Origin of the sequence: Marinibacterium sp. SX1 (genome assembly GCF_050389775.1) — a bacterium.
GTDB lineage: Bacteria > Pseudomonadota > Alphaproteobacteria > Rhodobacterales > Rhodobacteraceae > Marinibacterium.
In genome coordinates this window covers 339,343-353,904 of the sequence record NZ_CP177144.1, presented here as the reverse complement: position 1 = coordinate 353,904, position 14,562 = coordinate 339,343, and the positions used below count along the sequence as shown (strand labels likewise).

12 protein-coding genes are annotated in these 14,562 nt (G+C 67.0%); 6 read left to right on the top strand and 6 right to left on the bottom strand.

Going from position 1 to position 14,562, the window contains the following annotated elements:
• Positions 1–29: 29 nt before the first annotated feature.
• Entirely contained in the window at positions 30–1,256 is a 1,227-nt protein-coding gene (locus ACK3BB_RS01620; RefSeq protein WP_428926984.1) for a cytochrome P450, read from the bottom strand.
• A gap of 184 nt (positions 1,257–1,440) precedes the next feature.
• Positions 1,441–3,603: an esterase-like activity of phytase family protein gene (locus ACK3BB_RS01615; protein ID WP_428926983.1), complete on the bottom strand. Its 2,163-nt coding sequence runs from the start codon at positions 3,601–3,603 to the stop codon at positions 1,441–1,443.
• Between the two features lie 181 nt (positions 3,604–3,784).
• Here ACK3BB_RS01615 and ACK3BB_RS01610 point away from each other — a divergent pair, with 181 nt between their 5' ends.
• Complete coding sequence (locus ACK3BB_RS01610; RefSeq protein WP_428926982.1) at positions 3,785–5,029, top strand: hypothetical protein; 1,245 nt, start codon at positions 3,785–3,787, stop codon at positions 5,027–5,029.
• A gap of 78 nt (positions 5,030–5,107) precedes the next feature.
• On the opposite strand, the gene ACK3BB_RS01605 is transcribed toward ACK3BB_RS01610, so the two are convergent.
• Complete coding sequence (locus ACK3BB_RS01605; RefSeq protein ID WP_428926981.1) at positions 5,108–6,169, bottom strand: hypothetical protein; 1,062 nt, start codon at positions 6,167–6,169, stop codon at positions 5,108–5,110.
• A 93-nt stretch (positions 6,170–6,262) separates the two neighbouring features.
• Complete coding sequence (locus ACK3BB_RS01600) at positions 6,263–7,738, bottom strand: NAD-dependent succinate-semialdehyde dehydrogenase (RefSeq protein WP_428926980.1); 1,476 nt, start codon at positions 7,736–7,738, stop codon at positions 6,263–6,265.
• An 84-nt stretch (positions 7,739–7,822) separates the two neighbouring features.
• Between ACK3BB_RS01600 and ACK3BB_RS01595 the strand changes: the two genes are divergently transcribed.
• Together ACK3BB_RS01595 and ACK3BB_RS01590 are read left to right on the top strand one after the other, a co-directional pair.
• A complete protein-coding gene (locus ACK3BB_RS01595; RefSeq protein WP_428926979.1) occupies positions 7,823–8,638 on the top strand; it encodes an alpha/beta hydrolase in 816 nt (271 codons plus the stop codon).
• A gap of 170 nt (positions 8,639–8,808) precedes the next feature.
• Positions 8,809–10,023, top strand: a complete 1,215-nt coding sequence (locus ACK3BB_RS01590; protein ID WP_428926978.1) for an aminopeptidase P family protein — start codon at positions 8,809–8,811, stop codon at positions 10,021–10,023.
• A 4-nt stretch (positions 10,024–10,027) separates the two neighbouring features.
• Here the strand turns inward: ACK3BB_RS01590 and ACK3BB_RS01585 are convergent, their stop codons facing one another.
• Positions 10,028–10,402 (bottom strand): winged helix-turn-helix transcriptional regulator, encoded by a 375-nt coding sequence (locus tag ACK3BB_RS01585; protein WP_428926977.1) that lies wholly within the window; start codon positions 10,400–10,402, stop codon positions 10,028–10,030.
• 108 nt (positions 10,403–10,510) lie between these two features.
• On the opposite strand from ACK3BB_RS01585, the gene ACK3BB_RS01580 reads away from it, so the two are divergent.
• The 3 genes from ACK3BB_RS01580 (at position 10,511) to ACK3BB_RS01570 (ending at position 12,879) form a co-directional block, all read left to right on the top strand.
• The gene (locus tag ACK3BB_RS01580) at positions 10,511–11,137 is read left to right on the top strand and encodes an NAD(P)-dependent oxidoreductase (RefSeq protein ID WP_428926976.1); all 627 of its coding nucleotides are present in this window, start codon (positions 10,511–10,513) and stop codon (positions 11,135–11,137) included.
• 821 nt (positions 11,138–11,958) lie between these two features.
• Positions 11,959–12,225, top strand: a complete 267-nt coding sequence (locus ACK3BB_RS01575; protein ID WP_428926975.1) for a hypothetical protein — start codon at positions 11,959–11,961, stop codon at positions 12,223–12,225.
• A 9-nt stretch (positions 12,226–12,234) separates the two neighbouring features.
• A complete protein-coding gene (locus ACK3BB_RS01570) occupies positions 12,235–12,879 on the top strand; it encodes a DUF1523 family protein (RefSeq protein WP_428926974.1) in 645 nt (214 codons plus the stop codon).
• A gap of 93 nt (positions 12,880–12,972) precedes the next feature.
• Here the strand turns inward: ACK3BB_RS01570 and ACK3BB_RS01565 are convergent, their stop codons facing one another.
• A complete protein-coding gene (locus ACK3BB_RS01565; protein ID WP_428926973.1) occupies positions 12,973–14,550 on the bottom strand; it encodes a DUF5928 domain-containing protein in 1,578 nt (525 codons plus the stop codon).
• Positions 14,551–14,562 lie beyond the last annotated feature (12 nt).

The window sequence follows — 14,562 nt, the reverse complement described above, 5'->3', positions numbered from 1 at the left end:
ACCCGCCCCGGTCGGTCTGGCCGGGCGGCCTAGATCGTCACGTTCATGCTCTTGACCATCCGCGTGGCGCTGAAGCCCGACAGGGCGCCGGGCTTGCCATCGACCCGCAGGTCGGGGGCCTTGCAGGCCAGCGATTTCAGCGCCTCTTCCAGTTCGATCCGGGCCAGCACCTCGCCCAGGCAGCGGTGCGGGCCGCCGCCAAAGACCGCGTGGTGGCGCGGATGGTCGGTGCGGGTGATGTCGAACCGGTTGGGATCGGCATAGACCGCCGGATCGCGCAGGGCGGCGATCATCGACGGCGTGACCAGCCGGCCCTTGGGAATGGCATAGCCTTCCAGCTCGATATCCTCGACGGTGATCCGGGCCAGCGAGCCGATGATCGGATCGAACCGCAGCCCTTCCGACACCGCGCCGGGCGCATGGGTCTCGGGGTCGGCGACCAGCAGGTCCCATTGGTCGCGGTTCTGCATCAGGTGGCTGACCGTGGCGGTCAGGCTGCCCCGGGTGGTGTCCGACCCGGCGATGACCAGGCCCACGATCTGGGTGCGGATCTCGTCGGCATCCATCGGCCCGCCCTCGACCTTGTCGAGATAGCTGGTCAGGAAATCCTCTTCGGGCCGGGCGCGGCGCCGGGCCAGCAGGGCCTCGATGTAATCGGTCAGCTCGACCAGCGCCACGTCGGCCCGCTTGCGTTCCTCGGCCGTGCAGATGCCCATGCCCTTGGAGGCCGCATAGGCCCAGTTGGAAAACTGCAGGCTGTCTTCCTCTGGCGCGCCGATGATCGAGGCGATCGTCGCGGCGGGCAGGGGCCCGGCCAGCGCATCGATGAAATCGGCCTGGCCCTGGCGCACCATGTCGCTGACCATGGTGTCGACCCGCGCGGCAACCTGCGGCCGCAGCGCGCGCATCAGCGGCTGGGCAAAGGTGCGGGTCAGCGGCCCGCGCCGGGTGCGGTGGGTCTGACCGTTGGAAAACAGCAGCACGCGGCGCACGAAATCATAGGCCGGTCCGTCCTTGACCCCGCTGGCCTGCAGCCCTTCCAGCTCGACCTGGCGGGAAAAGCGGTCATCCAGCAGCAACAGCAGGTTCGCCATCGAGAAGGTCGTGATGCAGCCGTAGCGGTCGCGCATCACCGGGCTGATGCCCCGGCAGGTCTCCAGGTATTCCTGGTCGGTCTGCGCACCGAACTTCATCGGAAACTGCGGCATCTCGCGCACGGTCTTCAGCGGCGATTCTGCGTTCCGGGCCAATTCCATCGTAAAACTCCCAAACCAACGGGCAGATTATCGCCTGTCGCGCGGCAATTGGCGAGACCCGGACGTGGCGGCATGTGGTCCCTGGGGCCGGCGGGCCACAAATCGGCGGCCGGCTGGCACGAAAAAGGGCGCGCCATGGCCGGCGCGCCCCGATGTCATGTCATGCAACCTGTCGGTCGGCCGGTCAGTTGGCCGGAACCGCCCAGAACATGGTCTCGCCCGAATGGTCGTCGACACCGTCGTTGTCGGTCGAGATGTAAAGCGTGCCATCCGCGCCGATCGCCAGGCCTTCGACCTTGTCCAGCACGTAACCGCCCGTCGAGGTCAGGTCGGCCAGCAGGTCGCGGACCATGTGCTTTTCGACGACCGGCAGGTCACCGCCCAGCTCGCCCGGCTCGACATCGCCCAGCGAGAACTTGGTGATCCACTTGGTCTTGGCCAGGTCGCCCAGCTGGTTGTCGCGTTCGATCAGGAAGAATTCACCGTCGTGGAACACGATTTCCGACAGGCCGACCCAGCCGTAATCGGGCTTTTCGGTTGGATAGTAGACGCCGGTCCAGCCGCCGGTGCCCGGGGTATAGGCCAGCAGTTTGACATGCTGGGCCGCGTCGTCCTTCCATTCGCGCTGAACGGCGACCCAGATCGTGCCCTGGTCGTCGACCGTCACGCCTTCGAGGCCGGAATTGGTGGCATTGGCGGTCAGGGTTTCGGGCACCAGGACCTCTTCGATCACCACGCCGTCGGCGCCGACATGGATGATCTTGTTGGCCCGTTCGCCGTCGGCCCGGCCTTCATTGGCCAGCCAGAAGCCGCCCGCGCCGTCCAGCGCGATGCCCTCCAGGTCCAGCGCCTCGGCCGGCGCGCCGTCCTGCGTGACGATGGTCTTGGCGATGATCTTCGCCGGGGTGGCGCTGGCGTCGATGGTCAGGATCGCCGGCTGCGCGCCGTAGAAGCTGTCGGTCACGCCGTAGATCAGGCCGTCTTCGCCCATGACCATGCCCGATAGCGCGCCCCAGCCGATCAGCTCGTCCGCGCCGGCGGAGGTGATCATCGGGTAGGCGGCCGGAGCCTGCTGGTATTCGAAGATCATGACATGCGCGCGGGCCGCGCCGTCTTCGCCCAGGTCGGATTCGTTGGCCGAAACCAGCAGGTTGCGCTCGGGGATCGTCACGTAGCCTTCCGGCCCGATGCCCGAGGGCAGCAGCTGGGTCAGGACCGGGTTGGCCGGGTCTGTCACGTCATAGACGCCCACGGCCGAGCCGCGCTCGGAGCCGACGAAGACAAAAGGCGTGTCGCCGAAGGTGTCAAAGGTCACCGATTCGGGCTCGACGCCCTTGTTCTCGGACCGGCCTTCCGGGTAGTGGCCGATTTCGACCAGGGCATGTTCGAAGGACGGGCCGGATTCGTAGACCACGTCGCCGGTTTTGGAGAAGATCGTCCAGCCGCGGCTGCCGCCTTTCCAGTCGCCTTCGTTGGCCGTGGCGAAATGGTCGTCGTCGATCCAGGTGACCGAGTCGGGTTCGCGCGGCACGTCACGCAGCGAGCCGGTGAAATCCAGCGCGTCGTCCTCGACGACATCGACGCCGTCCAGGTCGACGGTGCCGGCGGTGAAATGGCTGATCACCTCGCCGTCCTTGGACAGGACCACCAGGTAGTTGTTTTCCTGCAGCGTGACGACGGTTTCGCCCAGGCCGTTGATCGAGACATATTCCGGCTCGGGGTCTTCGGGCGTATCGCCGCCCAGGCCGGCCAGTTCGACCGTCTTGAGCGTGTCGCAATCCAGCGTGCCATCGGCCAGGCCGACCAGCACGACATGGCCCGCGGGCATCTGCGGCAGGCCGCCGTCGCCCAGGTCTTCGTCACGCTCGTTCTCGATGGCCACGGCCACGAAGGACCCGTCCTTGGCCGAGGCCAGCGAATCCGGCTGGCCGCCCAGGTCGCAGCTGGCGATTTCCTCGCCCGAGGCGGTGTCGAAGGCGGCGATGCGGCCCGACGGCGCGACATAGCTCTCGGAGGTGTTGATGCCGACGAAGGCGGTCGTGCCGACGATGGTCACGCTGGTCGGTTCGCCGTCCAGGGTGATGTTGCCCTTGGGCTGGGGGTTGGCCGGGTCGGTGATGTCGACCATGCCGATCACGCCCAGCGGGCTGTCGGTGTAAACCAGCGTCATGCCGTCGGCCGTTGCCGCGATGATCTCGGGCGAGGTCTCGCGGGCGGTGTCTTCGCCCTCGGCCATGTTGCGCACCACCGGGAAGGATGCGATCCGGTTGAAATTCATGTCCTGCGCCAGGCCTGCCCCGGCCGTCATGGCCAGAACGGAGGTCAGCGTCGCCAGCTTAACTCTCATGGGAGTCCCCTGTCGGTTTGTATCACCGCGGCGGGCGTGACGCCGTTGTGTAACACCGGTGTGACGCATTTGTTGCGGGGATGTGATTTTCCGCCGACGGTCGGGGCGACGTGGGGCCAGCCCCTCTTGCCCTTCATGGTGTTGTCGTGGCACCCACGCATGACTGCAGACTGGGGATGTCATGCGCACGCTCTATCTACATATCGGCCATTCCAAGACCGGGTCGAGTTTCCTTCAGGCCAGCTTTGCCAACAGCCTCGCGGCGATGGCCGAGCACGGTATCGAATACCCCGGCGCCCCGTCCGAGGCGGCGACCGGCTGGAAGATCTCGTCGGGCAACGGTCAGCCGCTGCTGAACACGCCGCCCGAGGATTTCGAGATCACCGGGGACAAGGTATTTTTCAGCGCCGAACGGCTGTTCCGGGCCTTTGCGGTCGAAGAGGGCTGGCCCGCGCGGCTGGCGGCCTTCTGCAAGGTTCACGAGATCGGCGCGGTCGAGGTGCTGATGTTCCTGCGCGATCCGATCCCGCATGCCGAGAGCAGCTATCAGCAGATGGTCAAGCGCGGCGGGTCGGTCGACACGGTCGAGACGACCTTTACCAATTACACCCAGCCCGAGATGGTGCGCGACGCGCTGACCCGGGATTACGGGCCGGTCAAGGTCAACTGGCACCTGTTCAGCTATGACCGCAACAAGACCGGGCTCTTGCCGATCACCGAGGCCTTCCTGGGCCTGCCCGAAGGCACGCTGGTGCGCGGGGGTGACAAGGCGGTGAACCGGTCGATGACAGCCGGCGAGCTGACGATCCTGCGCGGGCTGAATGCCCATGACCCGGCGGCGGCCTCGCTGCTGGCCGATGCGCTGTGCAACGAAGTGCCCGAGATCGCGTCGGAAACGGTCTATCCGTCGACCGAGGCGCAGCAGGCGATGATCGACCGGCTGTCCGGGGCGATTGCCGAGGTCGATGCGATGCTGGCGCCGTCCGAACGCTATTCGGTCGATCTGCGGCCGCCGGCCGACGAGGCCGAGGCGTTCACCTTCTCGCTGCGGCAGGTCGAGGTGATGACCGCGACGCTGGGCGCGCGGGTGCAGGACGTGACGATCCAGATGCAGATCGAACGGGCGCGGCGGCAGATCAACATGGCGCAGGTGCTGTTCGACAAGGGCCGGCTGGACGAGGCCGACACGCTGCTGGCCCGGTCCGGGGCCGGGCTGAAGGGGCTGGACGGTTATGGCGACGTGGACGGGCTGAAGCGCATCGTCGACAAGCTGGTCAAGGCCAGCGCCACCCGTGCGGCTGCCGCGGCCAAGGCCGCCGAGGCGGCCAAGGCAGAGGCGGCGCAGGCAGAGGCGGCATCAGCGGCCGAAGCGTCGGGCGATGCCGCAGCGGGTCCGGCCACGGCCGAAGGGCAGGCCCAGAAGTAACCCCGATTGTCCGGCGGGGCCGGCCAGGCCCCCTTGCCGCTGCCGCCTTGCGTTGCGGCGCGGCGCCTGCGGGCCGGCTCAGGCCACGCTGGACTTGCGCGTGCCGGTGGCGGAGGTCGCAGGCGACTGGGTGTCTGACGGGGCGCCCTTTGTTGCGCCTGTGCCCGCGACCGCGCCCCGGATGCCGGGGGCTTCGGGCCTGGCCCGGGCCGGATCGGGCAGGGGGGCGTTGCCTTCGGGAATGTTGTAGCTGAGCCTGGGCAGCCGCACGAGACGCGCCCGCACGTCCGAGCGTTCCAGGATGGTCTTGTACAAAGCCTCGCCCAGCCGGTCTTCGAACCGGATCGCGGCCCAGTTGTCGTGCAGCGACACCACATCGGACGGCAGGCGGATCGACCCGATCAGCACCCGGGTCTCGCCGCTTTGGGCGACGACGGAAAGCAGCGCGCGGGCCTCGTCATTGGCGGCGGTGAACCGGCAGCCATGCAGGCCCAGCACGGTGATCGCCCCGGGGATGACATAGGCCCCGATATGCAGCTCTGCCGTGACCCGGCAGGCGCGGCGGCTGTAGCGCTGGGTCTGGACCAGCTGCATCAGCATCTGCGTCACCTTCAGGACCACCCCGAAGGCCGCGATGATCACCGGCAGCAGCGACAGCCTCACGTAATCTTCCAGCGTCTCGCCGTTGGGCGACATGCCGAAGCCGGCGGGCGAGGCCGCGGTTTCGACAAAACCGCCATCCTCGTCGGCGCCATTGCCGGCAATCTCGACGCAGATCGTGGCGGTGCGCCGGTCGATCCCGTCGAGCCATTCCAGCAGCAGCCCCGGCCGCGTCAGCGTGCCGGTCGAGGCGTAATTGCGCAGGTCGTCGACGGATTCGGCGACCAGGTGGCTGATGTCGGGCCGGTTGATCCGGTTCTGCCAGGCCTGCATCCGCGCCCAGTTGATCGACCGCAGCGCGGCAGAAATCTCGCGCGGCTTTTCAGGGTCGGGCCGGTTCAGCGTGCGCACCGTCCGGCGGGTCAGGTTGGACAGTTTCTGCCAGTCGAGCGGCGGGCCGCAATGCACGCCGGCCGCGGCCGGTGGCGCCCCGGGCCACAGCAGGCCCAGGATCAAGATCACCCAGAGATATCCGCGCATCCTCACCATGTCGTGAGGTCTAGCGCCATTTCCCTTCATAAATCTTAACGCGCCCCGGGAAACCGCCCCCGGAGCGCGCGGCCTTCGGGCCGGTCAGACCGACATGCAGACGTATTTCAGTTCGAGGAATTCCTCGATGCCGTAATGGCTTCCCTCGCGGCCCAGCCCCGATTGCTTGACCCCGCCGAAGGGCGCGACCTCGGTCGAGATGATGCCCGTGTTGATGCCCACGATGCCGTATTCCAGCGCCTCGGCCACCTTGTAGACCCGGCTGAGATCCCTGGCATAGAAATACGAGGCCAGCCCGAAGATCGTGTCGTTGGCCATGGCGATCACGTCGTCCTCGGTGTCGAACCGGAACAGCGGGGCCAGCGGGCCGAAGGTCTCGTCGGTGGCAAAGGCCATGTCCTGGGTGGCCCCGGTCACGATCGTCGGCTCGAAGAAATTCCCGGCCAGGGCGTGGTCGGAACCGCCGAGGATGACCTGGGCGCCCTTGGCCGTGGCATCGGCGATATGCTCGCGCACCTTCTCGCCGGCCTCGGAATTGATCAGCGGGCCCAGCTCGGTGCCGTCTTCGAGTCCGTCGCCGACCTTCATCCGGGCCACCCGCGCGCGCAGTTTCTCGGCAAAGGCGTCATAGACCCCCGATTGCACGTAGATCCGGTTGGCACAGACACAGGTCTGGCCGTTGTTGCGGAACTTGCACAGGATCGCGCCGTCGACGGCGGCATCCAGGTCGGCATCGTCGAACACGATGAACGGCGCGTTGCCGCCCAGCTCCATCGAGCATTTCAGCACCTGGTCGGCGGCCTGTTTCAGCAGGATGCGCCCGACCTCGGTCGAGCCGGTGAAGGTCAGCTTGCGGATGCCGGGGTTCTCGCAGAACTCGCGCCCGATCTCGGAGGACGACGACGAGGTCACCACGTTGAACACGCCGGCCGGGATGCCCGCCCGTTCGGCCAGAACGGCCAGGGCCGTGGCCGACAGCGGGGTTTCCTTGGCCGGCCGGGCGACAAAGGCACAGCCGGCGGCCAGGGCCGGGCCGGCCTTGCGCGTGATCATGGCGTTGGGAAAGTTCCACGGCGTGATCGAGGCGGCCACGCCGATGGGCTGTTTCATCACCATGATGCGCTTGTCGCGCTGGTGGCCGGGGATAGTGTCGCCGTAGATCCGCTTGGCCTCTTCGCCGAAGAACTCGATGAAGGCCGCGCCATAGGCGATCTCGCCCCGGGCCTCGGCCAGGGGCTTGCCCTGTTCGGCGGTCAGGATCGTGCCCAGGTCGTCCTGGTGTTCGATCATCAGGTCGAACCAGCGGCGCAGGATGGCCGCCCGTTCCTTGCCGGTCATCGCGGCCCATTCCTTCTGGGCGGCCACGGCCTGGGCGATGGCCCCGGCCACCTGGGCCCGGCTGAGATCGGCGACCTGGGCGATGACATCGCCCCGGGCCGGGTTGGTGACGTCGAAATTGCCCTGGTCACCGTCGATCCAGGCGCCGCCGACATAGGCCCGCGTGGCCAGCAGGCCGGGGTCGTTCAGAAGCGATTGCAGGTTGGTGGTCGTATCGAGCATGATGGTCTCTCCCCCTGGAAACGTGCTGGCGGCATCTGAACGCGCCTTGCCGGGGAATGTCCAGTGGTGCGGCAGGAGGGCGCGATGGACCTGAGCGATGCATATGCCAATGCGGCCCATATCCCCGGGGCCGAGGCCTATCCGGCCCGCTGGGCGGCCCGGGCCGCGGCCTTTCGCGCCGGGCTGGGCGCGCGGGCCGAGACCGGGCTGGCCCATGGGCCCGGCCCGCGCGAGGTCCTTGACCTGTTTCATCCCGAAGGCCCGGCCCAGGGCACGATGGTCTTTGTGCACGGCGGCTATTGGCGGGCCTTCGGGCCGCAGGACTGGTCGCACCTGGCCGCCGGGGCGCTGGCCCGGGGCTGGGCCGTGGCGATGCCGGGCTATGCGCTGTGCCCCGAGGTGCGCATCGCCACGATCACCGCCCAGGTGGCCCGCGCGATCGAGTGCCTGGCCGCGCGCACGACGGGTCCCCTGGTCCTGGCTGGGCATTCGGCCGGCGGCCAGCTGGTCGCCCGGATGCTGGCGCCGGGGCTGCTGTCCGCCGGGGTGGCCGGGCGGCTGCGGGCGGTGATGCCAATCTCGCCGCTGTCGGACCTGCGGCCGCTGATGCAGACCGCGATGAACGCCGATCTGTGCCTGGATGAGGCCGAGGCCCGGGCCGAAAGCCCGCTGTTGATGGCCGCACGCCTGCCGGTGCCCGTGACCGTGGCCGTCGGCGCGGCGGAACGGCCGGCCTTCTTGGACCAGGCCCGGTGGCTGGCCGAGGCCTGGGGCGCGGGGCACATGGTGCTGGACGGGCGGCACCATTTCGACGTCATCGACCTGCTGGCCGAACCGGGCGCGCCGATGCTGAGCCGCCTGCTCGATGACCCGTCCGGCCCGTCCCAGAAAATTCCGTGAATTTTCTCGGCCCGGCGAGGCGCGCGCCCTCTTGATCCGGCGGCCGTTGCGCGGCACCGTTCGGGCGGGCCGGGGCGATGGCGTCGCCTCTTCCCGCACGGCCGCGTGCCGGGTAATTCCGCCCGTACCGTCCTGAACGCCGGGACCTTGTCTTGCAAGGAACACCGTCCATGACGACTCCGATCCGCCCGGAAACCTACCGCTTTCACAACGGCCACAAGGCCCGGCTGCCCTTCGACCCGCAGGAATACGACCTGCGCCTGTCCCGCCTGCGCACCCGGATGCAATCGCTGGGCGTCGACACCGCCCTGTTCACCTCGATGCACAATGTCGCCTATTACTCGGGCTTTCTCTATTGTAGCTTCGGCCGGCCCTACGGCCTGGTCGTCACCCCCGACAGCGCGGTGACCATTTCGGCCGGGATCGACGCCGGCCAGCCCTGGCGGCGCAGCCATGGCGACAACCTGACCTATACCGACTGGAGCCGCGACAATTTCTGGCGCGCCGTCCGCTCGGTCGTGGGCAAGGGCAAGGTTCTGGGCTGCGAAAGCGATCACCTCACCCTGGTCCAGCGCGACCGGCTCGAAGACTTCCTGCAACCGCTGACCATGGTCGACCTGTCGCTCGAAACCATGGAACAGCGCATGCACAAGACCGATGCCGAGATCGCCCTGATCCGTGCCGGGGCCCAGGTCGCCGATGTCGGCGGCTATGCCATCCGCGAGGCCATCCGCGAAGGCACCCGCGAGATCGACGTGGCCATGGCCGGGCGCGACGCCATGGAACTGGAGATCGCCCGGCGCTTCCCCGATGCCGAATATCGCGACACCTGGGTCTGGTTCCAGTCGGGGCTGAACACCGACGGCGCCCATAATCCCGTCACTGCCCGGGCGCTGGAGAGGGGCGATATCCTGTCGCTCAACACCTTCCCGATGATTTCGGGCTATTACACCGCGCTGGAACGCACGCTGTTCCTCGGCGATCCCGACCTGGCCAGCCTGAAGATCTGGGAGGCCAATGTCGCCACCCATGAATACGGCATGTCGCTGCTGAAACCGGGCGCGTCCTGCGGCGAGATCACGACCAGGATCAACGACTTCCTGGCCGAGCGCGACCTGCTGCAATACCGCACCTTCGGCTATGGCCATTCCTTCGGCGTGCTCAGCCATTACTACGGCCGCGAAGCCGGGCTGGAGCTGCGCGAGGATATCGACACCGTGCTCGACCCGGGCATGGTGATCTCGATGGAGCCGATGCTGACCATCCCGCATGGCCAGCCCGGGGCCGGGGGCTACCGCGAGCACGACATCCTGGTGATCACCGAAAGCGGCGCCGAGAACATCACCGGCTATCCCTACGGCCCGGCGTTCAACGTGCTGGGCTGAGCGCTCAGGCCGCCTCGTCCGATTGCCGCGCGTCAAAGGTCGCGCGGCTTTCGCGGATGCCCGGCTGGTTGCGCTCGGCCCAGTCGTTCAGCGTGCCGATCGCCGCATGCAGCGACAGGCCGCGGTCGGTCAGGGCATATTCGACCTGGGGCGGGGCGCTTGGCAGCACCGTCCGGGTCAGCAGCCCGTCGCGTTCCAGGTGGCGCAGGGTGACCGACAGCATGCGCTGGGAAATCCCGTCGATCACCCGGCGCAGGGCGTTGAACCGGCAGGGCCCGCGCGACAATTCCAGGATGACCAGCACCGACCAGGCATCTCCGACGCGGTCCAGCACGTCGCGGACGGGGCAGGCGTAATTCTGGGCGCGTCGGGCGGGCATGGGTTCCTCCAAGGTAACTATGAGACCGCGGAATGCGTCTTTCGCGGGGGTGGGGTGGCATCCTAGATGGTTACTCATCGTAACCAGATACGGAACAGGAGCCAAGCAATGAAGATTCTCGTCATCGGGGCCACGGGCATGGTCGGCAGCCGCGTCGTGGCCGAGGCGCTGTCGCGCGGCCACGCGGTCATCGGCGCGGCCCGCACGCCGTCGAAACTGGCCGAAGCCCCCGGGCTGGAGCCGCTGGAGCTGGAGGTCACCGATGGCGATGCCGTGGCCCGGGCGGCCGGGGCGGCCGACCTCATCGTCGGCGCGGTCAGCCCGCGCAGCACGGGCGATGCGGCCAGCGAGATGGCCGCGATCATGGCGGGCTACATCGCCGGGGCGGAAGGCGCGGGCAAGCGGCTGATCGTCGTCGGCGGGGCCGGCACGCTGAACCTGCCCGACGGCACGCCTGTGGCCGATGTGGTGCCCGAGGCCTATGCCGCCGAGGCCCGGGCCATGCGCGCGGCCTACGGCCTGCTCGAAGCCTCCTCGGCCGATTACACCTTCCTCGCCCCGCCGGGCGAAATCGCCCCTGGCACGCGCAGCGGCCAGTACCGCACCAGCGACCGGACCTACCTGGCCGATGCCGAGGGCAACAGCCGGATCAGCGCCGAGGATTTCGCCGTGGCCCTGCTGGACGAGGCCGAGACCCCGGCGCATCGGGGCGAGATCTTTACCGTGGCCTATTGAGCCCCCCGCGCCCCGGGCCCTTGCCGGCCCGGGGCAATGGGGTTCATCGTTCATCGTTCATCGTTCATCGTTCATCGTTCATCGTTCATCGTTCATCGTTCATCGTTCATCGTTCATCGTTCATCGTTCATCGTTCATCGTTCATCGTTCATCGTTCATCGTTCATCGTTCATCGTTCATCGTTCATCGTTCGTTGTGCGTCGTTCGTTGTGCGTCGGCCTCCGACATCCTTTGCCGTTGTCCGTCGCCGTTCCTCGTTGTCGCAGGCTTGCGGTCGCCACCGCCCTCGCTCGTTGGTCAACGCCCGCCATCCTCCGCCACCGGTCGTCAGTGTGCGAAATCGGTCGCCATCGCTGGTCAGCACCCGAAAGTCGCAGGTCAGCACCCGAAATCGACCACGGCGCGGTAACGGCTGGATCCTCGCGGGCCGGACGTATTGTCGGCCGCCCCCGGGAAACACCGGTCAGCCGGATCAGGGCTTGCACTGCCGCCGAATATGACCGTCTTTCACCTGACCTGACCTGACCTGACCTGACCTGACCTGACCTGACCTGACCTGACCTGACCTGACCTGACCTGACCTGACCTGACCTGACCTGACCTGACCTGACCTGACCTGACCTGACCCGGGCGCCCACGGTCCCGGCGCCGTCACCGTCGGGGCGCCGATAACCAGCCGTTCGCCGCAGCGATCCCCGCGAAGGGCTTGCAGGCGCCGGCCGGCCGGGTAACCTGCGCTTGATCACCCGCGCCGCGCCCGCATCATCGCGGGCCATGCCGATCCGGCCGCGCGGGGCCAGGGCACCAAGGGAGCCACACCGATGATCGGTTTCTTGCGCATGCTGATCCCCCTGCTGATCCTGCTGTCGATCGCCTATGCCGTGCTGTCCTGGCGGGCCAGGGGCCGGGCGCGGGCGCGGCTGGAACGCGATTGGGAGGAAGACGGCCGGCCGGGCGACCGCGACAGCTATGTCGAAGACGGGCTCGAAGACTATTCCGGGTCGTTTCGCCGCAAGATGCTGCTGGCGATTTACGTCGTGCCACTTTTCCTGATCGGCCTCATGGTCTATCTCACCAATTATAGATGAGAGGCGCAGATGACTTACGTTAAGTGGACCTTTTTCGTCCTGTTCTGGGGTCTTGTCGCCTCGGTCCTGTATTACACCCTGCCGCGCCATGATGTCGTGCGCCTGGTCAATACCGAGGTCCGGCGCGTCGATTTCGGCGAGAATTCCATCTTCTGGGCCAATACCGGCACCGGCGATGCCACCGGCACGGCCTCGCGCGATATCTACTTCATTGCCGGCGTGCGCCCCGGCGGGCGGCCCCGGGTCTATCGCAACGAGGATACCGGCTGGATCTGGCCGCCGTATTTCAAGCTGGATGCCTCGAACCTGCAGACCGAGGCCCATGACCTGCTGTCCTCTTCCGAGGCGCCGAAATGGGTGTCGGTGCGGTTCTACGGCTGGCGGTTCGAGCCGCTGTCGATCTTCCCCAATGCCGTAGCGGTCAAGCAGGTCGACGGGCCCGACCACAAGGTCGTCAATTATTTCAACATCATCTTCCTGATCGGCTTTGCCATCCTGGTCTATGCCGCGCACCGGCGCATCCGGCGGTTCCGCGAGAACCGCATCGACCCGGTGGTCGAGGATTTCACCGACCGGTTCGAAGCCGCGGGCGATGCCATGGAAGGCCGTCGCGGGCGGTTCCGCCGCTGGCTGGACGACTGGAAGCAGACCTGACAACAGGCCAGGGTCCGGGTCAGCCGCCCGGCGCGTGAACCCGGCGCCGGCCCCGGCCCGCCGGGGCGGCAACGGGGCGCCCGGCGGCCGCGATCAATCCGAGAACAGGTAATCCGTCTTGGCGATGTCCAGCGCCTGCTCGGGGCTGATGTCGAGGAACTTGGCGATCGAGGCGGCATTGCCCTCGTCGCTCCAGCTTTCGGCCATGACGTGGCAATCGGTGAACCCGGCATCGCGGATATGGTCCGATTCCATGGCCAGGTCGTTGCGGATCGTCGGCAGCAGCCGTTCCAGCGTGGTCTTCGGCGTCAATTCACCGGCCAGGCCCACGCGCTTGGCATGGCCGACGAGGTAATCGTCGGAAAAGCTGCATTCGATCTCGATCACCTTGGTCGTCGACCGGTCGGCGTAGAAATCGTGCAGCAGTTCGAGGTTGGACGGGTCGAGGCAGATGATCAGCCGGTCGGTCTCGAAATAGTCGAAGAGCATCCGCATCATCGCCCGCCGGTGCCGCGTGCGCTTTTCCAGCGAGGTCTGGATGCCGCCCAGGTCGGGCAGGGGGGTGTCTTCCTCGTTGAACAGGTATTCCACGGCCGGCAGGTTGGTCACCTGGCGGACCTTGTCGAGGAACCGCTTGGCCACGTGCCATTTCTTGCAGACCACGATCATCAGCTCGCGCTGGCGGCCCACCGTGCTTTCGGTTTCCCAGAACCGCGGGGCAAAGCGCCGGCCGATCCGCCCGCGGCCGGTCAGGAAGCGGAACAGGTTGCGGCCTTCGTCCGAGATCTGGAAATCGACGTCATGGGCGGCATAGAGCATGCCCAGCCGGGCGCGCAGCTCGGTCGCCTCGGGGCTGATCTTGCGCGCGAACAGACTGTCCTGGGCCAGCAGCAGATCGTAATGGTCGTTATAGAACACCACGGGCATGCCGTAATCGGTGAACATCAGGAAGGTCAGCGTGCGGTTGCGAATGTCCTTTTCCGGCACCAGGTGGCGCACCAGGGTCTGAAAGAACGTCTCGTCCGGGATCCAGGTCGTGCGGAAGAACCGCATGACATCGGGCCGCTGGCGGCAGAAATCGAGGATCGCCTCGATCGTCTGGCGGCGCAGGCACCACCACTGGCTGCCGATCTGCATCTGCAGATCCGCCGGCACCTTGCGTGTCAGGCCCAGCCGCTTCTGCCATTCGTAGCAGGCATAGAACAGCCATTTCTGGGTGCGTTCGTTGAAGAAGTGGCGGTAGATCAGCCGCTCTTCCTTCATGCCGGTCTTGATCCAGTCGCTGGCGAAGAAATCAAAGCTCTCGATGTAGTCGGCATCCACGGAATCGAGGAATTCGTGCACGTAATCCGAGGTCTTGATGGCCATGCAATCGCCCGACAGCATGTAGAAATGCGTGGCCCTGGGAAAGGCCTGGACAGCGGCTTCGACGGCATGCAGCGTGGCCTGGACCAGCGACCAGGCGCCCCAGCCGCACTTGATCCGTTTCTGCGAAAAGGTCACCGATGGATTGCCGCGCAGGGCCTCGCGGATCTTTTCGTAATGCGCCGGGTTGGCCCGGGCATCGAAGTGGATCGCCATGAAATCGCCCGTGGCCGTCAGGCGATTGGCCTGCCGGATGATGGCATCGGGGTCCTTGTGGCACAGGAGGATATAGGCGATCTTGGCCATGAAAGGCGTCTG